The sequence below is a fragment of the Methylobacterium oryzae genome, from assembly GCF_021398735.1.
Lineage (GTDB): Bacteria > Pseudomonadota > Alphaproteobacteria > Rhizobiales > Beijerinckiaceae > Methylobacterium.
Map to the genome: position 1 here is coordinate 5,546,439 of NZ_CP090349.1, position 21,169 is coordinate 5,567,607.

At 70.7% G+C, this 21,169-nt stretch carries 19 protein-coding genes; 11 read left to right on the forward strand and 8 right to left on the reverse strand.

Annotation, left to right across the window (positions count from 1 at the left end; all coding sequences use genetic code 11):
- Nucleotides 1-27: 27 nt before the first annotated feature.
- Nucleotides 28-1,035: a CobW family GTP-binding protein gene (locus LXM90_RS26455; RefSeq protein ID WP_042673890.1), complete on the reverse strand. Its 1,008-nt coding sequence runs from the start codon at nt 1,033-1,035 to the stop codon at nt 28-30.
- 293 nt (nt 1,036-1,328) lie between these two features.
- Here LXM90_RS26455 and LXM90_RS26460 point away from each other — a divergent pair, with 293 nt between their 5' ends.
- From LXM90_RS26460 to LXM90_RS26470, 3 genes are all read left to right on the forward strand, one after another.
- Nucleotides 1,329-2,651, forward strand: coding sequence for an efflux RND transporter periplasmic adaptor subunit (locus tag LXM90_RS26460; RefSeq protein ID WP_020092673.1), 1,323 nt, complete (start codon nt 1,329-1,331; stop codon nt 2,649-2,651).
- 11 nt (nt 2,652-2,662) lie between these two features.
- Nucleotides 2,663-5,812: an efflux RND transporter permease subunit gene (locus tag LXM90_RS26465; RefSeq protein ID WP_020092674.1), complete on the forward strand. Its 3,150-nt coding sequence runs from the start codon at nt 2,663-2,665 to the stop codon at nt 5,810-5,812.
- Between the two features lie 143 nt (nt 5,813-5,955).
- Complete coding sequence (locus LXM90_RS26470; protein ID WP_234081221.1) at nt 5,956-7,491, forward strand: efflux transporter outer membrane subunit; 1,536 nt, start codon at nt 5,956-5,958, stop codon at nt 7,489-7,491.
- Nucleotides 7,492-7,501: 10 nt separating this feature from the next.
- On the opposite strand, the gene LXM90_RS26475 is transcribed toward LXM90_RS26470, so the two are convergent.
- From LXM90_RS26475 to LXM90_RS26490, 4 genes are all read right to left on the reverse strand, one after another.
- On the reverse strand, nt 7,502-8,293 hold the full coding sequence (locus LXM90_RS26475) for a flagellar hook basal-body protein (RefSeq protein ID WP_020092676.1): 792 nt from the start codon (nt 8,291-8,293) through the stop codon (nt 7,502-7,504).
- A 136-nt stretch (nt 8,294-8,429) separates the two neighbouring features.
- Nucleotides 8,430-8,912: a secondary thiamine-phosphate synthase enzyme YjbQ gene (locus LXM90_RS26480; RefSeq protein WP_020092677.1), complete on the reverse strand. Its 483-nt coding sequence runs from the start codon at nt 8,910-8,912 to the stop codon at nt 8,430-8,432.
- On the reverse strand, nt 8,909-10,627 hold the full coding sequence (locus tag LXM90_RS26485; RefSeq protein ID WP_020092678.1) for a cisplatin damage response ATP-dependent DNA ligase: 1,719 nt from the start codon (nt 10,625-10,627) through the stop codon (nt 8,909-8,911). The genes LXM90_RS26480 and LXM90_RS26485 overlap by 4 nt, the downstream gene beginning before the upstream one ends.
- Nucleotides 10,624-11,679 carry a ligase-associated DNA damage response exonuclease gene (locus LXM90_RS26490; RefSeq protein WP_020092679.1) on the reverse strand — a complete coding sequence of 352 codons (1,056 nt, stop codon included), beginning with the start codon at nt 11,677-11,679 and terminating at the stop codon, nt 10,624-10,626. The genes LXM90_RS26485 and LXM90_RS26490 overlap by 4 nt, the downstream gene beginning before the upstream one ends.
- Nucleotides 11,680-11,747: 68 nt before the next feature.
- Here LXM90_RS26490 and LXM90_RS26495 point away from each other — a divergent pair, with 68 nt between their 5' ends.
- Together LXM90_RS26495 and LXM90_RS26500 are read left to right on the forward strand one after the other, a co-directional pair.
- The gene (locus LXM90_RS26495; protein WP_020092680.1) at nt 11,748-12,695 is read left to right on the forward strand and encodes a class I SAM-dependent DNA methyltransferase; all 948 of its coding nucleotides are present in this window, start codon (nt 11,748-11,750) and stop codon (nt 12,693-12,695) included.
- Nucleotides 12,696-12,764: 69 nt separating this feature from the next.
- Nucleotides 12,765-13,559: a YoaK family protein gene (locus LXM90_RS26500; protein ID WP_020092681.1), complete on the forward strand. Its 795-nt coding sequence runs from the start codon at nt 12,765-12,767 to the stop codon at nt 13,557-13,559.
- Between the two features lie 27 nt (nt 13,560-13,586).
- On the opposite strand, the gene arfB is transcribed toward LXM90_RS26500, so the two are convergent.
- Both arfB and LXM90_RS26510 read right to left on the reverse strand, forming a co-directional pair.
- A complete protein-coding gene (gene arfB / locus LXM90_RS26505) occupies nt 13,587-14,018 on the reverse strand; it encodes an alternative ribosome rescue aminoacyl-tRNA hydrolase ArfB (protein ID WP_020092682.1) in 432 nt (143 codons plus the stop codon).
- Nucleotides 14,019-14,186: 168 nt separating this feature from the next.
- Nucleotides 14,187-14,483, reverse strand: a complete 297-nt coding sequence (locus LXM90_RS26510) for a BolA family protein (protein WP_020092683.1) — start codon at nt 14,481-14,483, stop codon at nt 14,187-14,189.
- Between the two features lie 108 nt (nt 14,484-14,591).
- On the opposite strand from LXM90_RS26510, the gene LXM90_RS26515 reads away from it, so the two are divergent.
- The 4 genes from LXM90_RS26515 (at nt 14,592) to cobT (ending at nt 18,832) form a co-directional block, all read left to right on the forward strand.
- Entirely contained in the window at nt 14,592-15,218 is a 627-nt protein-coding gene (locus LXM90_RS26515; RefSeq protein ID WP_020092684.1) for a J domain-containing protein, read from the forward strand.
- A gap of 208 nt (nt 15,219-15,426) precedes the next feature.
- Nucleotides 15,427-16,410 (forward strand): cobaltochelatase subunit CobS, encoded by a 984-nt coding sequence (cobS, locus tag LXM90_RS26520; RefSeq protein WP_012320633.1) that lies wholly within the window; start codon nt 15,427-15,429, stop codon nt 16,408-16,410.
- Between the two features lie 5 nt (nt 16,411-16,415).
- Entirely contained in the window at nt 16,416-16,922 is a 507-nt protein-coding gene (locus tag LXM90_RS26525; protein WP_020092685.1) for a DUF29 domain-containing protein, read from the forward strand.
- Nucleotides 16,923-16,927: 5 nt separating this feature from the next.
- A complete protein-coding gene (gene cobT / locus LXM90_RS26530; RefSeq protein WP_020092686.1) occupies nt 16,928-18,832 on the forward strand; it encodes a cobaltochelatase subunit CobT in 1,905 nt (634 codons plus the stop codon).
- Between the two features lie 349 nt (nt 18,833-19,181).
- On the opposite strand, the gene rpmB is transcribed toward cobT, so the two are convergent.
- Nucleotides 19,182-19,484, reverse strand: coding sequence for a 50S ribosomal protein L28 (gene rpmB, locus LXM90_RS26535; RefSeq protein WP_012320636.1), 303 nt, complete (start codon nt 19,482-19,484; stop codon nt 19,182-19,184).
- Nucleotides 19,485-19,862: 378 nt separating this feature from the next.
- On the opposite strand from rpmB, the gene LXM90_RS26540 reads away from it, so the two are divergent.
- Together LXM90_RS26540 and LXM90_RS26545 are read left to right on the forward strand one after the other, a co-directional pair.
- Nucleotides 19,863-20,780 carry a DUF3108 domain-containing protein gene (locus LXM90_RS26540; RefSeq protein WP_020092688.1) on the forward strand — a complete coding sequence of 306 codons (918 nt, stop codon included), beginning with the start codon at nt 19,863-19,865 and terminating at the stop codon, nt 20,778-20,780.
- 81 nt (nt 20,781-20,861) lie between these two features.
- Nucleotides 20,862-21,152 carry a DUF1330 domain-containing protein gene (locus LXM90_RS26545; protein WP_020092689.1) on the forward strand — a complete coding sequence of 97 codons (291 nt, stop codon included), beginning with the start codon at nt 20,862-20,864 and terminating at the stop codon, nt 21,150-21,152.
- Nucleotides 21,153-21,169: the final 17 nt, after the last annotated feature.

The window sequence follows — 21,169 nt, forward strand, 5'->3', positions numbered from 1 at the left end:
GCGGGGCGCCGGGGAGGCGGCGCCCGTTCAGGCGCGGCAGGCCTCGAAGCCCTCCTTGATCGCCGCCGGATCGAGGTTGCGGCCGATGAAGACCACCCGGGAGACCCGCTCCTCGTCCTGGCCCCAGTCCCCCTGCACGTCGCCGTCGAGGATCATGTGCACGCCCTGGAAGACGAAGCGCTTCGGCTCGTCGGGGAAGGCCACGATCCCCTTGCACCGCAGGATGTCCGGACCCTGCGACTGGGTGAGGTTCGAGATCCACGGCATGAACTTGTCCGGGTCGACCGCGCCCTCGATCTTGGCCGAGATCGAGCGGATGTCGGAATCGTGATGGTGGTGGTGCCCCGCCTCGAGGAAGTCGGGCTCGACGTCGAGGATGCGGTCGAGGTCGAAGGCGTTGCGCTCGAGGACCGCGTCGAGGGGCACGGCGCATTTCTGCGTGCGGTGGAGCTTGGCCAGCGGGTTGATCGTGCGGATCTCGGCCTCGACGCGGTCGAGGTCGGCCGGGGACACGAGGTCGCTCTTGTTGAGCAGGATCACGTCCGCGAAGGCGATCTGGTTCTTCGCCTCCGGCGCGTCCTTCAGGCGGTCGGACAGCCACTTGGCGTCGGCCACCGTCACCACGGCGTCGAGGCGGGCGGCCTCGCCGACATCCTGGTCGACGAAGAAGGTCTGCGCCACGGGGGCCGGGTCGGCGAGGCCGGTCGTCTCGACGATGATCGCGTCGAACTTGCCCCGGCGCTTCACCAGCCCGTCCATGATCCGGATCAGGTCGCCGCGCACCGTGCAGCAGACGCAGCCGTTGTTCATCTCGAACACCTCCTCGTCCGCGCCGACGACGAGGTCGTTGTCGATGCCGATCTCGCCGAACTCGTTGACGATCACGGCGTAGCGCTTGCCGTGGTTCTCGGTGAGGATCCGGTTGAGGAGCGTGGTCTTGCCCGCGCCGAGGTAGCCGGTGAGCACGGTGACCGGGATCTTGCCGGAGGCGGAACCGGGAGCGGCCGGGGCGGAAGCGTTGCTCGTATCGGACATGACGGCTTCTTCGGTGACGGGTGCGGGATCGCGCGGGCCTGGACCCGCGAGCGTTGTCATATTGTAACAAATCCCGTCAAAGGAAGACGGGGCCACACGGTTTCGCGACCGGGGCGCCGGATCGATTGCCTGTCGGACAAGCTTTGCTCTAGGCACGCCGTACCGCCCGAATCTTCCCGCGGCGCGCCATAGAAAAGCACCAGCGACCGCATTGATGTAGGCGTCGTCCGGGCACGTATCGTACTCTCGTCACCCAGCCCGGACTCTCGGTCCGGACCTAGAAGATCATCCGCATGGACGCCCGAAATCCGCTGGACCAGGACGAGGCCGTCGCCGGCCCCGCGCGCGGGCGCCGATGGCCCGGCCTGCTGATCGCCGCCGTCCTGCTCGCGGCCGCCCTGGGCGCCGCCATCGCGTTTCCCGACCGGACCCGCGAGGCCGCCGCGCACCTCGTCGCGGCCGTGACCGGGCTGTTCGCCCCGGGCAACCCCGACCCGGGCATCGACGTGGAGAAGGCCGGCCCGGTGGAGCGGGTGTTCCGGCCCTCCAAGGAACAGCGGGCCGCCTTCGAGATCCTGCCGGTCGCCAACCTCGTATTCCGGCCCGAGGGCTCGGCCGAGGGACGGATCGCCCTCAACGAGGACGACAACGTCCCGGTGGTCTCGCCCTATGCCGGCCGGGTGACGAAGGTCCTGGTCCGCGCCGGCGACGACGTGAAGGCCGGCGACGTGCTGCTGACGCTCGAGGCCACCGACATGGTCCAGGCGCAGAACGACTATCAGGCGGCCGTGAACAACCTCCAGAAGCAGCAGGCGCTCCTGAAGCTCGACCAGACCATCGCGCAGCGCCAGCAGGAGCTGTTCCAGGCCCGCGCGACGGCACTGAAGGACTACCAGTCGGCCCAGAACGACGTCATCGCCGCCCAGAGCGACCTGAAGACCGCCGAGGGCGCCCTCGACGCGGTGCGGAGCCGCCTGCGCCTGCTGGGCAAGACCGACGCCGAGATCGCCGCCTTCGAGAAGAACGGCACGATGAGCGCCGAGACGCAGATCCGGGCGCCGATCGCCGGCACGATCGTCCAGCGCAAGGTCGGCATCGGACAGTACCTCTCGGCCTCCAGCGACCCGGTCTTCGTGATCGGCGACCTGTCGACGGTCTGGCTCGTGGCCAACGTCCGCGAGAGCGAGATCCCCAAGATCCGCATCGGCCAGGAGGTCGAGGCGAAGGTGGCGGGCTTCGGCGCGCGGGTGTTCAAGGCCCGGGTGAACTACATGGCCTCCAGCCTCGACCCGGCGACGCGGCGCCTCGCGGTGCGCAGCGAGGTCGACAACCCGGACCGGGTGCTGCGCCCGGAGATGTTCGCCACCTACACGATCATCACCGGCAAGGGTGAGCCGAGCCCGAGCGTGCCGGTGGCCGCCATCGTGTACGAGGGCGACCGCACCCACGTCTGGGTGGCGCGGCCCGACGGCGCCGTGGAGGCGCGCGACATCAAGCTCGGCCTGATCAACGGCGACAACGCCCAGGTCGTCCAGGGCCTGAGCGCGGGCGAGCAGGTCGTCACGCGCGGGGCCCTGTTCATCGACCGGGCGGCCACCGGCGACAAGGCGTCCTGAGCGGGGATCCGATGAACGCCCTGATCGCCTTCTCGCTGCGCCAGCGCGTGCTGGTGGTGCTGCTGTTCGTCGTGATGCTCGGCGTCGGCTACGGCGCCTACACGCAGCTCAACATCGAGGCCTACCCGGATCCGGTCCCGCCGCTCGTCGACGTGATCACCCAGAATCCGGGCCAGTCGGCCGACGAGATCGAGCGCTACATCACCATCCCCCTGGAGGTGGCGCTCGCCGGCATCCCGAACGCCCAGGTGGTCCGGACGATCTCGCTGTTCGGCCTCTCGGACGTGAAGGTCCAGTTCAACTACGAGTACACGTACGAGCAGGCGCTGCAGCGGGTGCTCAACCGCCTGTCGCAGGCGCCGACCCTGCCCAACGGCGCCACGCCGCAGATCTCGCCGACGAGCCCGGTGGGCGAGATCATGCGCTACAAGCTCGTCGGCCCGGCGGGCTACTCGCCCATGGACATGAAGACCTTGCAGGACTGGGTGCTGCAGCGCCGGTTCAAGGCGATCCCCGGCGTCGTCGACGTCACGGCCTTCGGCGGGAAGGCGAAGGAGTACGAGGTCGCGGTCGACCTGAATCGCCTCCAGGCCCAGGGCCTGACCCTGGTGCAGCTGACCAACGCACTGAACAACGCCTCGATCAACGTCGGCGGCCAGACGCTGAACGTCGGGCAGCAATCGGCGGTGGTGCGCGGCATCGGCCTGATCCGCGACATGGACGACATTCGCGACACGATGATCAGCCTCGTCAACGGCACCCCGGTGCTGGTGCGAGACGTGGCGGAGGTGCGCGTGTCGAACGCCCCGCGCCTCGGCATCGTCGGCCACGACAACCAGCCCGACATCGTCGAGGGCATCGTGCTCATGACCCGCGGCGGCAAGAGCCTGCCGACGCTGGAGCGGGTCGAGGCCGAGATCGACAAGATCAACAGCTCCACGATCCTGCCGCCCGACGTGAAGATCGAGCGGATCTACGACCGCTCGGGCCTGATCCACACCACCACCCACACGGTGATGCACAACCTCGTTTTCGGCGTGGTGCTGGTCTTCGTGGTGCAGTGGCTGTTCCTCGGCTCGCTCACGAGCGCGATCATCGTGGCGGCCACGATCCCGTTCGCGCTCGGCTTCGCGATCCTGATCCTGGTGGTGCGCGGCGACTCGGCCAACCTGCTGTCGCTCGGCGCGATCGATTTCGGCCTGATCGTCGACGCGACCGTGATCATGGTGGAGAACGTCTTCCGCCACATCGCCGAGCCCGATCACGTGAAGGGCGAGGATCCGCCCGACGGCCTCACCGGGCGGCTCGGCACGATCGCGATCGCCGGGCGCGAGGTGAACCGGGCGATCTTCTTCTCGGCGACGATCATCATCGTCGGCTTCCTGCCGCTGTTCACGATGACCGGCGTCGAGGGCCACATCTTCGGCCCGATGGCCAAGACCTACGCGTACGCGCTGCTCGGCGGCCTGCTGGCGACCTTCACCGTCTCGCCCGCGCTCTCGGCCCTCATGCTGCCGAAGAAGCTCGAGGAGCGCGACACCCTGATCGTGCGGGTGCTGCGCGTCGGCCACGAGGCGGCCCTGCGCTTCGGCCTGCGCAACCGGATCCTGGCGGTCGCCGTGATGCTGGCGGTTCTGCTGGTCTCGGGCCTCACGGCCCGCAACCTCGGCCTCGAATTCCTGCCGCGTCTCGAGGAGGGCAACCTCTACGTGCGCGGGACGATGCCGTCCTCGATCTCGCTGGAGGCCGGCAACGCCTACGTCCAGCGCATGCGCAAGATCTTCCAGGAGGTCCCGGAGGTCACCACCGTCCTGTCGCACCAGGGCCGCCCGAACGACGGCACCGACGCCACGGGATTCTTCAACGTCGAGATCCTAGCGCCGCTCAAGCCCATCGACCAGTGGCGCAAGGGCCTCGACAAGGAGACGCTGATCCAGGACCTCAGCAAGAAGCTGGAGGCAGAATTCCCCGGTATCGAGTTCAACTTCTCACAGTATATCGAGGACAACGTCCAGGAGGCCGCCTCGGGCGTGAAGGGCGAGAACTCGGTCAAGATCTACGGCAACGACCTCGCGCAGCTCACCAAGACCGCCAACGCCGTCAAGGCCGCGCTCGCCACCGTCCCCGGCGTCACCGACCTGTCGGTGTTCGAATCCCTCGGCCAGCCGACGGTGCGGATCGACGTCGACCGCCACAAGGCCGCCCGCTACGGCCTCTCGATCGGCGACGTGAACACCACGATCCAGGCGGCGATCGGCGGCCAGACCGCGGGCGACCTCTACGAGTACGGCTCGGACCGGCACTTCCCGATGCGGGTGCGGCTCGCCAAGGAGTACCGCTCCTCGCTCGCCGGCATCCGCAACATCGCGGTCGGCGCCCAGAACCCCAACGGCGGCGTGATCCAGGTGCCGCTCTCCGAGATCGCCGACGTCGACCTCGTCTCCGGCGCCTCGTTCATCTACCGCGAGGACCAGCAGCGCTACATCCCGGTGAAGTTCTCGGTGCGCGGCCGCGACCTCGGCAGCGCCGTGCTCGAGGCCCAGCGCAAGGTCGCCGACGCGGTCGACCTCCCGCCAGGCTACCGGCTGGAATGGGTCGGCCAGTTCACCAACCTGAAGGAGGCGGCCGCCCGCCTCAGCCTCGTGGTGCCGATCACGCTGCTGCTGATCGCGCTGCTCCTCTACATCAACTTCTCATCGGTGGCCGACATGCTGCTGACCCTGTCGGTCATCCCGATGGCGATGATCGGCGGCATTTTCGCCCTGGCGCTGACCGGCACGCCGTTCTCGATCTCGGCGGCGATCGGCTTCATCGCGCTGTTCGGGATCTCGACCATGGAGGGCGTGATCCTGCTCGCCTACTACAACCAGCTGCTCGACGAGGGCTGGAAGCGGCAGGAGGCGGTCTGGCACGCCGCCGTGGTCCGCATGCGCCCGGTGATGATGACCTGCGTGGCGGCCTGCGTCGGCCTGCTGCCGGCCGCGGTCTCCACCGGCATCGGCTCGCAGGTGCAGAAGCCGCTGGCGCTCGTGGTGGTGGGCGGCATCATCCTGGCGCCGAACCTGATCCTCGTGATCGTCCCGGTGCTGATCTCACTGTTCTCCCGACGCCGCCCGAACCCGGACGCCCAGGCGCGGCCCGCGCACCGGGCCGCCGCGTGAGCCGGCTCACGACCACGCGGGCCGGCGCGCGGCCCGTTGCAGGGGGGCCACAACGGCCGCGCCGCGCGCGCCGCCCGGGGATGGTCGGATTGACTTGGCAGCGGGTCGCGCCGCTCTACCGAGGTGAGGTTTTCGGGGGCGGGATGGTGAGCTTTGCGCCGAGACGGTGCGGACGGGCGACCGCGTGGCTGGCGGCCTCCCTGGGCCTGTCGGCCTGCGCGGTCGGCCCGAACTTCGTGGCGCCCGAGGCTCCGCCGGTCGGCCGTTACACCAAGGAGCCGCTGCAGAACCCCTCCGCGGCCGACAACATCCGGACCCGGCAGGGCGGCTCGGCCGACCAGAGCTTCGTGTCCGGCGCCGACATCCCGGGCGAGTGGTGGAGGCTGTTCCACTCGAAGGCCCTGAACCGCGTCGTCGAGCAGGCGCTCGCCAACAACCCAACGCTGGAGGCCGCGCAGGCCTCCCTGCGGGTGGCGCAGCAGAACGTGCTGGCCCAGAAGGGCACCCTCTACCCGAGCCTGACCGCGACGCCGCAGGTCCAGGGGGCGCTGGCGCCCGGCCTCGACCTGCAATCGCCCCTCAACAATCAGAGCCGGTACCTCTACAGCCTGTCCACGCCGCAGGCGGTGGTCTCGTACAATCCCGACGTGTTCGGCGGGAATCGCCGGCAGATCGAGTCGCTGGAGGCCACCACCGAGAACCAGCGCTTCCAGCTGGAGGCGGCCTACCTGAGCCTGACCGCCAACGTCGTCGCCGCCGCGATCCAGGAAGCGTCCCTGCGCGCGCAGATCGACGCGACCCGCAAGGTGATCCAGGCGCAGACCGAGGTCCTGCAGCTCTACAACAAGCAGCTCTCGCTGGGTCAGATCGCCGGGGCCGACGTGGTGCAGCAGCAGGCCGCGCTGGCGCTGTCACAGCAGCTCCTGCCGCCGCTGGAGAAGGCGCTCGCCCAGCAGCGCAACCTGCTGACCGCCCTGGTGGGGCGCCTGCCCTCCGACGAGGCCTCCGAGACCTTCGACCTCGCCGCCCTGCGCCTGCCGACCCGGCTCCCGGTGAGCCTGCCCTCGCGGCTCGTGCAGCAGCGCCCCGACGTGAAGGCGGCGGAGGCCCTGGTGCAGCAGGCGAGTGCCAATGTCGGCGTCGCGGTGGCGAACCGCCTGCCGCAGTTCAGCCTGACCGCCACGGGCGGCTCCAGCGCCACGCGGATCGCCCAGATCGCCAATCCGGGCGCGGCGTTCTTCACGATCATCGGGCAGGCGACGGCGCCGATCTTCGATGCCGGCACCCTGTTCCGGCGCCAGCAGGCCGCCGAGGAATCGCTGACGGAGGCGCAGGCGCAGTACAAGGCGACGGTGATCACCGCCTTCCAGAACGTCGCGGACGCGCTGCGCGCGCTCCAGGCCGACGCGAAGGCCGTGGCCGCCGCCGACGCAGCGGTGAGCGCCACGAACCAGAGCCTCGCGCTGATCCGCAAGCAGTACACGGCCGGGGCGATCACCTCCTCGCAGGTGCTGATCGCCCAGCAGGGCTACCTCTCGGCGCTGGTGACCTCGGCGGCGGCGCGCGCCACCCAGTACGCCGACACCGCCGCGCTGTTCGTGGCCCTCGGCGGCGGCTGGTGGAACCGCGCCGACGTGGCGCCGCCCCCACCCGAGAAGGACCCGCTGAAGTTCCTCTGACGGGGCCGCCTCAGGTGTACATCGCGATGGCGTCCTGCAGCATCTGGTCAGTGGTGCTCATGACCTTGGTGTTGGCCGTGTAGGCCTGCTGGGTCTCGATCATCTTCGAGAACTGATCCGAGATCCCGGCATTGGACTGCTCCACCGAGCCGGCCGTGATGGTCGCGCCGTTGAGGCCGTAGCTCGGCGTCCCGGACTGGCCGGTGGCCACGTAAGTGCCGCCATCGAGCGAGGCGAGGTTGTCCTGCATGCCGAACTGCGCCAGCTGCAGCGTGCCGAGGGCCAGGGTGCTGCCGTCCGCGGCCGTGCCCGTGAGGGTGCCGGCGGGCGAGACCGCGAGGCTCGCCAGGGTGCTCGCCCCGGTCGGAACCTGGACGGGGGTCGTCGCCGAGGGGCCGGCGAACAGGTAGTAGCCCGCGCCGTTCGCGAGATAGCCGCTGGCGTCCGGAGCGAAGTCGCCGCGCCGCGTGTAGCCGGTGTCGCCGGCGAAGGCCGGGCTGTCCGGCGTCCCGGTGTTCTTCTTGACGACGAAGTAGCCGTTGCCCGAGATCGCGAGGTTGGTCGCCACACCGGTCGACTGCATCGTGCCCTGGATGTTGAGGCTGTTGCGCGTGCTCGGCAGCACGCCGCCGGTCAGCTGCGTGCCGTCCCGGGTCTCGGCCAGCATGTCGGCGAACCGCGTCTCGGTGGACTTGAAGCCCACCGTCTGGGTGTTGGCGATGTTCCCCGAGATATTGTTCAGGGCCAGCGACTGCGCCGAGGCGCCGGAAATCGAGTTCGAGAGCGCGGTGTAAAGGCCCATCGGGGTCTCCGTTCGCCGGAGCGGCACGGTCCCCGATCCGACGGAAGCCGATAAGGACCCACTATGGTTAACCGACGGTGTGTGACCGCATGTTGCTGAGCCGGCCCGCGCCGCCCGCGCGACGCCGGCGGACGCGTCACGCCCCGAGGGCGCTCAGCACGATCTCCCGCCGGTGCGGCCGGTCGCGGTGCTCGATCAGGTAGATCCCCTGCCAGGTGCCGAGCGCCAGCGCCCCGCCGACCAGCGGGATGGTCAGGGCCGAATCGGTGACCAGGGTGCGGATATGGGCCGGCATGTCGTCCGGCCCCTCGGCGCCGTGGACGTAGCCGGCGTGGCGCGGCGCGAAGCCGTCGAGCGCGGTCATCAGGTCGGTCTGGACGTCGGGATCGGCATTCTCCTGGATGGTCAGCGAGGCCGAGGTGTGCCGGCAGAACACCGTGAGGAGCCCGTCCCGGACGCCGCTGTCGCGCACGAACGCGGCCACCGCGGCGGTGAAGTCCGTGAAGCCCGGTCCCGGGGTCGCGACGGTGAGGCGCGCGCTGGCGTGACGCTCCACCGGACCGGAGGCCAGCGCCTCGACCGACCCGATCCTGCCCTCCCGTCCGTGTCCCTGCCTCATGCGGACTTCTCCATCAGCGTCGCGCCCGGCGCGATCTCGCGCTCGCCCCGGGCGAGGATCCGTTCCAGCACGTCGATCCGGTCGGCCTCCGCGGGCGGCTTGTCCCAGCGGATGCGGCTGACCCGGGGGAAGCGCATGGCCACGCCCGACTTGTGCCGGGTCGAGCGCTGCACGCCCTCGAAGGCGATCTCAAGGACGAGCCCGGCCTCGCGGCCGTGGGCGACCTCGCGCACCGGACCGAAGCGCTTGGTGGTGTTGTTGCGGACGTAGCGGTCGAGCTTGGCGAGCTCGACGTCGGTGAAGCCGTGATAGGCCTTGCCCACCGGCACCAGCTCGTCGCCGCCCTCGGGGGCCTCCCGCCAGACGCCGAACGTGTAGTCCGAGTAGAAGGAGGAGCGCTTCCCGTGCCCGCGCTGGGCGTACATCATCACGGCGTCGACGATGTGCGGCTCGCGCTTCCACTTCCACCAGGGTCCCTTGGGGCGTCCCGGCAGGTAGGGGCTGTTGAGGCGCTTGAGCATCACGCCCTCGATGGCGTCGGCATCCGCGCCGGCGCCCACCGAGGCCGGGTCCGCCCGGGCGGCCGCCAGAGCCTCCCAGTCCGCGAAGGGCACGAGCGGCGAGATGTCGATCCGCGCGTGGTCGAGGCGCGTGACCAGCGCCTCCAGCTTCCGCCGCCGCTCCGCGAAGGGCTCTGCCCGAAGGTCGTCGCCCTCCAGGGTGAGGAGGTCGTAGGCCCGCACGTGGGCCGGGAACTCCTCCAGGAGCTTGCCCGTCACGGCCTTCCGGTTCAGGCGCTGCTGCAGCACGTTGAAGCTCTGCACCCGCCGCTCGCGGAGGATCAGCAGCTCGCCGTCGAGGGCGCCCGCGAAGGTGATGGCCTCGGCGAGGTCCGGGAACGCCCCGGTGATGTCCTCGCCGGTGCGCGAATAGACCTTCCCGACCTGCTGGCCGGCCCGGTCGAGACCGCCGACGAGCTGGACGCGGATGCCGTCCCACTTCCACTCTGCGGAGAACGCCCCGGCCTCCAGCTTCTCGAGGTCGGCCTCCTCCTCGATCGGGTGCGACAGCATCGGCGGCCGGAACGGCGCGGGGTTCAGGGTCTCGGGCCGCTCGGCCCGGCCCTCGACCCAGGCGAACAGGGTCTCGAAGGGTGGGGTCAGCCCGTGCCAGACCTCCTCGACGGCGTCGGCGTCGTGGTTGCCCAGCGCGCCCACCGCCGTCTTGGCGAGCCGCGCCGAGACGCCGACCCGCAGGTTGCCGGTGACCAGCTTCAGGAGCGCCCAGCGCCCGGTCTCGTCGAGGGCGTCGAGCCAGTCGGCAAGATGGCGGGGCAGATCGCGCTTGGGGATGGTCGCGAGGGTTTCCACGACCTCGGCCAGGGTCGGGACGTGCGGCGGCGGGTTGTTGTGGCCGGGGCCCGGTTCCCGCGGCGCCTCCGCCGGTCCCGGCCAGATCAGCGCCGTCGTCTCCGCGAGGTCGCCCACGTAATTGTGCGACAGCCGGAACAGCACCGGGTCGATCCGCTCCTCGACCAGTCCCCGGATCAGGGCCGGCTTGGCCTCGCGGAAGCTCAGCGTGCCGGTCATGGCACCGAGCGCGTAACCGCGCTCGGGATCGGGCGTGCGCGCGAAGTAGTCCTGGAGCATGCGCAGCTTGGCGTTGCGGCGCGGCTCGTAGGCGAGGCGGTCGAGCAGGTGGGCGAAGTCGTTCACGCCGCCGCCTCCGCCCCGGAGCCCGCCTCCGAGGTCCCCTCGACCTCGCCGTCATCGCCGTAGCCGAGCAGGTGGAGCGGCTTCGCCCGGATCCCCTGGGTCCCGCACCAGTGGACCAACGCGTCCTCCTGGCCGTGGGTCACCCAGACCTCCCCGGCGCCGGTGTCGCGGATGGTGCGGCCCAGGTCCGGCCAGTCGGAATGGTCGGAGATCACCAGCGGCAGCTCGACGCCCTTCTGGCGGGCGCGGGCGCGCACCCGCATCCAGCCCGAGGCGAAGCAGGTCACCGGGTCGGGAAACCTGCGGGACCACAAGTCCTGGATCGACGAGGGCGGGCAGAGCACGATCGCCCCGTGCAGGTCCTTCCGCTCGGCGGCCACGACCTTGGGCGTGTCGCCGAGCGGCACGCCCTCCTCCTTGTAGAGCGTCGTCAGCTTCTCCATGGCGCCGTGCAGGTGGATCGGGCGGTCCCAGCCCTCCTCGCGCAGGAGCGCCATCACCCGCTGCGCCTTGCCGAGCGCGTAGGCGCCCACGATGTGGGCGCGCTCCGGGAACAGCCGGACCGATTCGAGGAGCTTGCGGACCTCGCCCCGCGTGTCGGGATGGGTGAAGACCGGCAGTCCGAAGGTCGCCTCGGTGATGAACACGTCGCAGGGCACGACCTCGAAGGGCAGGCACGTCGGGTCCGGCGCGCGCTTGTAGTCGCCCGACACCACGACGCGGACGCCGTCCCGCTCGATGGCGATCTGCGCCGACCCGAGGACGTGGCCGGCCGGGGCGAAGCGCACGGTGACGTCGCCGACGCGGAGCGCCGCGCCGAGCTGCGCCTCCTGCCGCTGGCGGCAGAAATCCGTCCCGTAGCGGACCGCCATGATCCGCAGGGTCTCGGGCGTCGCCAGCACCTGGCCGTGGCCCGCGCGGGCGTGGTCGGCGTGCCCGTGCGTGATCAGCGCGCGCTCCACGGGCCAGGTCGGATCAACGTGGAAGCGTCCGAGGGGGCAGTAGAGACCCTCGCGGGTCAGGGTGAGGAGATCGCTGGCGCGTATCGGCATCGGGTCCGTGCTGCCGGTGGAGTCCGCCGGTGGCCCCGGTATATAGGCGCCCCCGACCCGGCAGACGCATGGCCTCGCAGCTCAGTTCCGGCGACCTCCTCGCCGATCGCCGCTACCGCTACGCCGAGGCCTGCCTCGCCGACGGCGACCACGCGGCCGCCGCCGACCTCGCCGAGCAGGTCCTGGAACGCGCCCCGCGCTACGCGCCGGCCTGGCTCCTGCTGGGCCGGGCGCGCGCGGGCCTGGCCGCCGCCGGCCCCGATCCGGCCCTGCGCGACGCCGCGGCGCAGGCCTTTTCCCGCGCCCTCGACATCGATCCCGAGGACCGGCTGGGCGTGCGCGCGCATCTCGTCCGCCTGGGCGGCGGCGACATTCTCCCGGTCCTGTCGCCGGCCTATGTCCGCACCCTGTTCGACGACTACGCGCCACGGTTCGAGCGCCACCTCGTGGACGGCCTCGGCTATGTCGGCCCGCAACTCGTCCGCGACGCCCTGCCGCGCGTTCCGGAGCGCTTCGCGGTCGCCGTCGATCTCGGCTGTGGCACGGGGCTCATGGGCGAGGTCGTGCGCGACCGGGTCGACCATCTGACCGGGATCGACCTCTCACCCGGGATGCTGGCGCTGGCGCGGGCCAAGACGGCGCGGGGTCGGCCGCTCTACGAGCGCCTCGTCGAGGGCGACATCGGCGCCGCCCTGACCGACCTGCCGGAGGCGTCGGCCGACCTCTGCCTCGCCGCGGACGTCCTGATCTACGTCGCGGACCTCGCGACGTTCCTGGCGCGGGTGGGGCGGGTCCTGCGGCCGGGCGGGCTCGGTGCCGTCACGGTGCAATCCCACGACGGCCCCGGTTCCGTCCTGGGCGAGGACGGCCGCTACGCCCACGCGGAGGCCCACATCGCGGCGACGGCAGCCGCGTCCGGATTGGAGCTGCTGACGACGAGACCGGCGGAAGTCCGTCGCGAGGGCGGACGGCCAGTGCCGGGGCGCGTCGTTGTGTTGCGGCGCACATCGGCATGAAACCGCTCCGCTATTCGTCCATTGTCAGTCGACCGCGACTAGGCGCGGCGGCTCGATCGGGGGATCAGCATGGCGGAATACGGAAGTCGGACAGGTGGTGCAGCACCGGAGCAGAAACCTGAGCCACCGGCCGACAAGTCGTTTCCCGCCGATCCGCGAACCCGCATCCCTTTCGCGATCGCCCTCGCGGCGCTCGCGGGCTGCGCCGACTCCATCGGCTTCCTGGAATTCTCGCAGCTCTTCATGTCGTTCATGTCGGGCAACACCACCCGCTTCGGCGTGGCGGTCGCCAACGCCGACTGGGAGAACGTCAGCCGCGTCGCCAGCACCATCTGCATGTTCTGCTTCGGCGCCTTCCTGGGGACGCTGATCGCCGCCTGGGTCGGGCGCTGGCGCCTCGCCGTGCTGCTGACGCTCCAGGCCCTGCTGCTCGCCGGCGGCCTGCTGATGCCCTGGGGTACCTTCGCGTACCCGCTCCACGCCTATCCGATCGTCCTGGCGCTGGGCCTCCAGAACGCGACGCTGCAGGACGAGGGCGGCCGCTCCCTGGCGCTCACCTACGTCACGGGCGCCGTGGTGCGTTTCGGCACGGGCTGCGCCAACCTGCTGCTCGGCACGGTGGCGCCGTCCTTCTGGATCCAGGCGCCGCTCTGGGCCGGGCTCAGCACCGGCGCCGTCGTCGGCGGCCTGCTCGACATGCGCTACGGCGAATCGGCCTTCCTGTTCCCGGCGGCTCTGGCCGCCATCCTGGCGATGATCGCGATCGTCCTGACCATCGCCAAGCCGGGCAGCACCCTGGTGGCGGGCTCCTCCCCGGCGCCCGACGCCAGCCCGAAGGCCGAGGTCATCGACGCGATCCACTGAGACCCGGCCGCGGCGGCGGGATCGGGGTCAGCCGTCCGAATCCCGGACGCTGCCCCGGCCCTGCTTGATCGCGGCGCGGCTCTTCTTCGCGCCGATTCGCCGCTCCTGCGAGCCCCGGGTGGGCTTCGTGGGCCGGCGGATCGGCGGCGGCGGCTTGGCCGCCTCCGCCACCAGATCGACGAGCCGCTGCAGCACGTCGGCCCGGTTGCGCTCCTGCGTCCGGTGCCGCTGCCCGGCGAGGACGAGCACGCCGTCCTTGGTCATCCGCCGCCCGGCGAGCCGCACCAGGTTGGCCCGCACCCGCTCGTCGATGGCGGGCGAGGCCAGCGCCGCCCAGCGCAGCTGGACCGCGGTCTCGACCTTGTTGACGTTCTGTCCGCCGGCCCCCGAGGCGCGCATGAAGGACAGCTCGATCTCGTCCTCGTCGATGGCGATGCGCGGCGTCACGCGCAGGGCCATGGCGCCCTCCCCGGCCGCGCGACGACGGCGCGCCGCGCCCCCGCGTCGGGTGCGCAGCCCGCGAGCGGGCGGATGCGGATCGGCGGCTCCGTCACCATATCTGTCCCGTGCCTCCCGTCCCGTACCCCGTCGGCGCGATCCCGCCCGCGTCCCCAGCGGGGCCCCGATTCAGGCCGCCTCGGCCGGCGTGCGGGCGCGGAGCGCGAGGGCGTGCAAACCCCGCTTGAACGCGTCGTCGAGCAGCGCGTTCACCAAGCGGTGCCGCTCGACGCGGCTCTTGCCCTCGAACGCCGACGCGACGATGTCGAGCCGGTAATGGGTCTCGCCCCCCGGCCGCGCTCCGGCGTGGCCGGCATGCAGATGCGACTCGTCGATCACGTCGAGCCGCGCCGGCGCGAGTTGCTCCCGCAGCCGCGCCTCCATCCAGTCCCGCAGGGTGCCGCCCGCGCCCGCACCGTCCGTCATCGTGCCCTCGCGTCGTGTCCGTGGGCGCCGTCAAGCCCGATCCCGCGCATGCGTCATCAGGCCCGGTGCCCTTGTGTCTCAGGTCCGCCCCCTCATAATCGGCCCGTCATGGATCTCAACTCGCGCCTGTTCGACAGCATCCGGATCAAGCCGACCTGCGACGAGCCGAAGCCCGCCGCGGAAGCCGGCTGCGAGAGCCCCGGCTGCACCCATCCGGGCCTGTACCGGGCGCCGAAGGGGCGGAAGGCGGAGGGCCAGTACTGGCGCTTCTGCATCGACCATGTCCGCGCCTACAACGCCACCTACAATTACTTCGATGGCATGAACGACGCCGCCGTTCAGGCCTACCAGAAGGACGCGATCATCGGTCATCGCCCAACCTGGGCGATGGGCGTGAACCGGACCGGCGAGGCCAAGCCGGCGGACGAGCCGGTTCGGGACTGGGCCTACGTCGATCCCCTCGGCATCCTGCGCGGCGAGGGCGTCGGCGACGCGCGCCGGCGTGCCCGCCAGCCCGAGGAGCCGCGCAAGCCCAAGCACTCGGCGACGGTGCGCCGCGCCCTCGACGTGATGGGCCTCGAGGAGGGCGCGGACGCGGCCGCCATCAAGGCGCAGTACAAGGTGCTGGTGAAGCGCTTCCACCCGGACGCCAACGGCGGCGACCGCTCCTTCGAGGAGCGCCTGCGCGACATCATCCGCGCCCACGACGTGCTCCGCGCGGCCGGTCTCTGCTGAGCGGCACGAACGATGCACGCCGGTTCGCACCCAGGATAGGGCAAACCGCGCGGGGCGGCCCTATATGGGATCCATGCCGGTCGGTGGCGCGCGAGCGCGCCGCCGTCTAAGGATGGCTCCGCCCCGCCGCGGAGGCCCGGCTCGACGTCCTTCCGCGCGGATGCTTCACTGTTTGGGAGTGGAGCGCCCGCGCCTCACGAGGTTCCGAATGCTCTCTGACGCTACGCCCGCCGCGCTGCCCGACCGCACCGTCTCCGTCCGCGATGTCTTCGGCATCGACCTCGACCTCAAGGTGCCGGCCTTCGCCGAGCCCGAGGAGCACGTGCCGGATGTCGACCCGGACTACATCTTCGACCGGGAGACGACGCTCGCGATCCTGGCCGGCTTCGCCCGCAACCGCCGCGTGATGGTCACCGGCTATCACGGCACCGGCAAGTCGACCCATATCGAGCAGGTCGCCGCCCGGCTGAACTGGCCGTGCATCCGGATCAACCTCGACAGCCACGTCTCGCGCATCGACCTCGTCGGCAAGGACGCCATCGTCCTGCAGGACGGCAAGCAGGTCACCGCCTTCCAGGACGGGATCCTGCCCTGGGCGCTGCAGAACAACGTCGCGCTCGTGTTCGACGAGTACGACGCCGGCCGCCCGGACGTGATGTTCGTGATCCAGCGCGTGCTGGAGCTCTCGGGCCGGCTGACGCTCCTCGACCAGAAGCGCGTGATCCGCCCGCACCCGGCCTTCCGGCTGTTCGCCACCGCCAACACGGTGGGCCTCGGCGACACGTCGGGCCTCTATCACGGCACGCAGCAGATCAATCAGGGCCAGATGGACCGCTGGTCGATCGTCACCACGCTGAACTACCTGCCGCACGACCGCGAGGTCGACATCGTGCTCTCGAAGGCGACGCATTACCGGGGCGACCAGGGCCGCGACATCGTCAACCGGATGGTGCGCGTGGCGGATCTCACCCGCAACGCCTTCATGAACGGCGACCTCTCCACCGTCATGAGCCCGCGCACGGTGATCACCTGGGCCGAGAACGCCGACATCTTCAAGGATATCGGCTTCGCCTTCCGGGTGACGTTCCTCAACAAGTGCGACGAGCTGGAGCGGACGCTGGTGGCCGAGTTCTACCAGCGCGCCTTCGGCAAGGAGCTGCCCGAGAGCGCGGTGAACGTCGCGCTGAGCTGACCCGCATGGAGGACGCGATGGCGCATCCGGCCCCGACGCGCGAGGACGCCCCGGCGACTGCGCACGCGCGGGGACGGACCCGCCACGCGGACGATCTCTACACCTGGGTTCAGGAGCAGGTGGCGCTGCTCCGCGCCGGCCGGGTGGACGCGCTCGACCTCGACAACATCGCCGAGGAGCTGAGCGACGTGGGTTCGGAGCAGTACGATAAGCTCGAGAGCGCGATCGAGGTGCTTCTCGCCCACGCCCTCAAATGGGATCACCAGCCCGAGCGGCGCAGCCGAAGCGGGTCGCTGACGATTGCGGAACAGCGCGTGCGGATCGACAGGCAGGTGCGCAAAAATCCAGGTCTCAAGCCGCGCATCGCCGAAGCCGCCAGCGAAGGCTACCGGGTCGGTCGGATCCGAGCCGCTCGCGAGATGAAGCGATCGCCCGAAACCCTGCCCGCGGACTGTCCCTACAGCTGGGACGAGATCCTGAACCGCCCCTTCGCGTTCGAGGACGACCGGTAGCGCTGATGTCCATCTCCAACCGCAAGCCCGGCGAGCGCCGCGAACCCGTGGCCGAGCCCCTGAAGCGCTCGGTGGCCGGGTGCCTGCGCGCCATCGCCCGGCGCTCCGAGGTCGAGGTCACCTACGCGACCGACCGGCCGGCGCTCACCGGCGACAAGGCCCGCCTCCCTGAGCCCCCGCGCAAGCTCTCGGCGCAGGACGTCGCGGTGCTGCGCGGCAACGCCGACGCCATGGCGCTGCGGCTGGGCTGCCACGACGTGGCCGTCCACCGCCGTCTCGCCCCCGAGAACGCACCCGCGCGCGCCGTGTACGACGCGGTCGAGCAGGCCCGGGTCGAGGCGATCGGGTCGCGCCGGATGGCGGGCGTGGCCAGCAACATCTCGGCGATGCTGGAGGACCGCTACCATCGCGGCGGCAAGTACGAGTCCATCACCGACCGGGCCGACGCTCCGATGGAGGATGCCGTCGCCCTGATGGTGCGCGAGCGCCTGACCGGCCAGAAGCCGCCCGAGGCCGCGACCAAGATCGTCGAGCTGTGGCGCGAGCATATCGAGGCCAAGGCCGGCCCGAACCTCGACGGGCTGCTCGGCTCGATCGAGGATCAGCGCAAGTTCGCCCGCTCGGTGCGCGACCTCCTCACCTCCCTCGACATGTCGGACGAGACGCCGTTCGACGCGGAGGACGACGAGAACGACGACGAGAACGACGCCCAGGACGACGAGCAGAACCCCAGCGAGGGCGATTCGGAGGAGAAGAGCCAGGGCGAGCGCGCCGAGATCGAGACCTCCGAGGAGGCCTCCGACGAGATCGAGGAGGGCGCCCAGGAATCCGCCGACGCACCGTCTGGTGAGTTGCCCGAGGAGGCCGAGGACGCGGAGTCGGAGGAGGCCTCGGAGGCCTCGCGCCCGCCGCAGCGGCAGGGCAACGAGGCGCGCGGGCCCGAGTACAAAGTGTTCAATCCGCGGTTCGACGAGGTCATCCACGCCGAGGAGCTGTGCGACGCCGACGAGCTGTCGCGCCTGCGCTCCTACCTCGACAAGCAGCTCTCGCACCTGCAGGGTGTGGTCGGCCGCCTCGCCAACCGGCTCCAGCGCCGCCTCCTCGCCCAGCAGAACCGCGCCTGGGAGTTCGACCTAGAGGAGGGGCAGCTCGACCCGGCGCGGCTCGTGCGCGTGGTCATCGACCCGTACCAGCCGCTCTCCTTCAAGCAGGAGAAGGACACCAATTTCCGCGACACGGTGGTCACGCTGCTCCTCGACAATTCGGGCTCGATGCGCGGCCGGCCGATCACCGTGGCGGCGACCTGCGCCGATATCCTGGCGCGGACACTGGAGCGCTGCGGCGTGAAGGTGGAGATCCTGGGCTTCACCACCCGCGCCTGGAAGGGCGGCCAGAGCCGCGAGGCGTGGCTCGCCGCCGGCAAGCCGCCGAATCCCGGCCGCCTGAACGACCTGCGCCACATCGTCTACAAGTCGGCCGACGCGCCCTGGCGGCGCGCGCGGAAGAACCTCGGGCTGATGATGCGCGAGGGGCTGCTCAAGGAGAACATCGACGGCGAGGCCCTGGACTGGGCGCACAAGCGCCTGCTCGGACGGCCGGAGCAGCGCAAGATCCTGATGGTGATCTCCGACGGCGCGCCGGTGGACGATTCGACCCTGTCGGTGAATGCCGGCAACTACCTGGAGCGGCACCTGCGCTGGATGATCGAGGAGATCGAGACGCGCTCGCCGGTGGAACTGCTGGCCATCGGCATCGGCCACGACGTGACCCGGTACTATCGCCGCGCCGTGACGATCATCGACGCCGAGGAGCTCGGCGGGGCGATGACCGAGAAGCTCGCCGAGCTGTTCGAGGAGGACGGCGCGGCGCCGACGGGGCGGATGCTGCGCGCAGCGGGCGGGCGGCGGTAATCACGCCGCGCGCTGCCGCGCGCAACAGACGATCCGCGTCGAGGAAGCTGGCAGATCCGAACCTCGACACGGTTCATGTTCGCAACTTGGACGGCGAAGCCCCCTCCGTCATCACGAGCGCAGCGAAGTGACCTAGGGCGGCGCGGGGCTTGTCCACGTGGCGCCGCCTGGATTGCTTCGCTCCGCTCGCAACGACGGCGCAGGGGCATCGGCCGGACATTGACGGCAGCCTGCGGCCGAGCTCTGGATTGCTTGAAGTGGCATGCCAGCCGCAAACAAGCGGAAACCGCCGCGGCCTCGACGGCCACGGCGGTTCAAACCGTCCGATAGGGGCGTGAAGCCCGACGACTCAGGCCGCGGCGGCCGGGGTCTCGGCGAGCTTCTTATGGATCTCGCGCTTCAGGAGGCGGGCAGTCTGCGACAGGTCACCCTCGCCGGCCTTGATCAGGAAGGCGTCGAGGCCGCCGCGGTGCTCCACCGAGCGCAGGGCGTGCGCCGTGACACGCAGGCGGACGCGCTTGCCCAGCGCGTCGGACTGGAGGGTGACGTTGCACAGGTTCGGCAGGAACCGGCACTTGGTCTTGCGGTTCGAGTGGCTCACGAGGTGGCCGACCTGAACGGCCTTGCCGGTGAGTTCGCAGCGGCGCGCCATGATAAAAAACGATCCCGTCTCGTTCCGCCCGGTGAAGACCCGATCGCGGCCGGCGCGATCATCGTCGCAGCGGGCGGCGCCCATTGCGTGTTCCAGGTCCGGCGGAGTCCTGTTGAAGGCGCGAGCCTATAGGCGACGAAGGCGCGGTGCGTCAAGGTGCCGGCGGGGTTCAGCATCGCGCCGGACGACCAACGGTCTGTTAACCACGATGCCGGGATATAGCCTTCTTCCACCTGCAGGAAGGCGCCTCTCCCCGCTCCGTGCGTCGCAGAGGACGTCGGCGAGCGGGTGTGTTCGAGAGGGTGCGTTCGAGCGAGTGTCTTGGCCCGCCCGCCCTGGGATGCGATCCGGATCATGAGCGCCACGCCAATCCGTCGAATGATCAAGCCGTCGAAGAAGCACGCTGCCGGGCGCCTCGCGGGCAGCCTCCTCGCGGTCGCGGTCCTCGCGGCCCCGACCGATGCCGGCGCGCGGACGTCGCGGGCCAAGCGGGCCGCGCCCGCCGCCGCGACCGTGGCGGTCGATTACGGTATCAACCTCGCCGGTCTCCCGATCGGCACGGCCCGCCTGGCCGGCTCCTTCGACCGCGACCGCTACATGATGGACGTGTCGGCCGTGCTCACCGGCCTCGTCGGCGCGATCACCGGCGGCAAGGGCTCCGCCCGGGCCTCGGGAAGCTTCTCGGCCGCGCCGCAGCCCGGCGCCTTCGCCATCGCGACCCAGACGGCGAGTTCCGGCATCGCGGTGCGCATGGCCCTGGCGCGCGGCAACGTCGTCCAGGCCGAGATCACGCCGCCGCTCGTCGACATGCAGGACCGCGTGCCGGTCACCCCGGCCAACAAGCGCGGCATCATCGACCCGGTGAGCGCGCTGCTGATGCCGACCCAGGGGCGCGGCGAGCCCCTCGACCCGGAGAACTGCAACCGGACCCTGCCGGTCTTCGACGGCGCCACCCGCTTCAACGTGGTGCTGAGCTACGCCGAGACCCGCCCGGTGCAGAAGCCCGGCTATGCGGGGCAAGTCCTCGTATGCAACGCCCGCTACCAGGCGGTCGCCGGCCACCGGCCGGACCGGCCGGGCGTCAAGTTCATGGAGGAGAACCGCGAGATGTCGGTCTGGCTCGCCCCCGTCGAGGGGACGCGCGTCCTGATCCCGCTGCGCATCTCGGTGCTCACCACGATCGGCACCAACATCATCGAGGCCACACGCTGGAGCCAGAGCGGCACGCCGACGACCACCGGCACGGCCGGCGCCGCCGGCAACAGTGTCGCGCAGGCGAGCCTGTCCGGGCAGTAGCGGCGCGTCAGGGAGCGTTTGACCGGCGGCCGGTTTCCCGGCACCTCGGCGCGGCGCGGCAGCCGCGCGGGGAGGTCAGCAGTGCCCAAGGGCTACATCATCGTCCGGATGACGGTCACCGACCCGGACACCTACAAGGACTACGCCGCCATGGCCTCCGAGGCGATGCGCAAGTACGGCTGCAAGCCGCTGGTGCGCGGCGGCCGCTGCGAGGCGCTGGAGGGCGAGGGCCGTCCGCGCAACGTCGTGCTGGAATTCGAGTCCTACGAGGCGGCGCGCACCTACTACTTCTCGCCCGAGTACCAGGCTGCCGTAGCCAAGCGCCGGCCCGCGGGCATCGGCGAGGTGGTGCTCGTCGAGGGCGTCGACTGATCGACGTACCGGTCGCA

Excerpts from the sequence above, each read along its gene's own strand:
- LXM90_RS26490 (WP_020092679.1), bottom strand. The coding sequence starts at position 11,679 with ATGCCGATACGCGCCAGCGATCTCCTCACCCTGACCCGCGAGGGTCTC.
- rpmB (WP_012320636.1), bottom strand. The coding sequence starts at position 19,484 with ATGGCGCGCCGCTGCGAACTCACCGGCAAGGCCGTTCAGGTCGGCCAC.
- LXM90_RS26460 (WP_020092673.1), top strand. The coding sequence starts at position 1,329 with ATGGACGCCCGAAATCCGCTGGACCAGGACGAGGCCGTCGCCGGCCCC.
- LXM90_RS26465 (WP_020092674.1), top strand. The coding sequence starts at position 2,663 with ATGAACGCCCTGATCGCCTTCTCGCTGCGCCAGCGCGTGCTGGTGGTG.
- LXM90_RS26540 (WP_020092688.1), top strand. The coding sequence starts at position 19,863 with ATGATCAAGCCGTCGAAGAAGCACGCTGCCGGGCGCCTCGCGGGCAGC.
- LXM90_RS26455 (WP_042673890.1), bottom strand. The coding sequence starts at position 1,035 with ATGTCCGATACGAGCAACGCTTCCGCCCCGGCCGCTCCCGGTTCCGCC.
- cobT (WP_020092686.1), top strand. The coding sequence starts at position 16,928 with ATGTCCATCTCCAACCGCAAGCCCGGCGAGCGCCGCGAACCCGTGGCC.
- LXM90_RS26495 (WP_020092680.1), top strand. The coding sequence starts at position 11,748 with ATGGCCTCGCAGCTCAGTTCCGGCGACCTCCTCGCCGATCGCCGCTAC.
- cobS (WP_012320633.1), top strand. The coding sequence starts at position 15,427 with ATGCTCTCTGACGCTACGCCCGCCGCGCTGCCCGACCGCACCGTCTCC.
- arfB (WP_020092682.1), bottom strand. The coding sequence starts at position 14,018 with ATGGCCCTGCGCGTGACGCCGCGCATCGCCATCGACGAGGACGAGATC.
- LXM90_RS26475 (WP_020092676.1), bottom strand. The coding sequence starts at position 8,293 with ATGGGCCTTTACACCGCGCTCTCGAACTCGATTTCCGGCGCCTCGGCG.
- LXM90_RS26525 (WP_020092685.1), top strand. The coding sequence starts at position 16,416 with ATGGAGGACGCGATGGCGCATCCGGCCCCGACGCGCGAGGACGCCCCG.
- LXM90_RS26515 (WP_020092684.1), top strand. The coding sequence starts at position 14,592 with ATGGATCTCAACTCGCGCCTGTTCGACAGCATCCGGATCAAGCCGACC.
- LXM90_RS26510 (WP_020092683.1), bottom strand. The coding sequence starts at position 14,483 with ATGACGGACGGTGCGGGCGCGGGCGGCACCCTGCGGGACTGGATGGAG.
- LXM90_RS26470 (WP_234081221.1), top strand. The coding sequence starts at position 5,956 with ATGGTGAGCTTTGCGCCGAGACGGTGCGGACGGGCGACCGCGTGGCTG.
- LXM90_RS26500 (WP_020092681.1), top strand. The coding sequence starts at position 12,765 with ATGGCGGAATACGGAAGTCGGACAGGTGGTGCAGCACCGGAGCAGAAA.
- LXM90_RS26480 (WP_020092677.1), bottom strand. The coding sequence starts at position 8,912 with ATGAGGCAGGGACACGGACGGGAGGGCAGGATCGGGTCGGTCGAGGCG.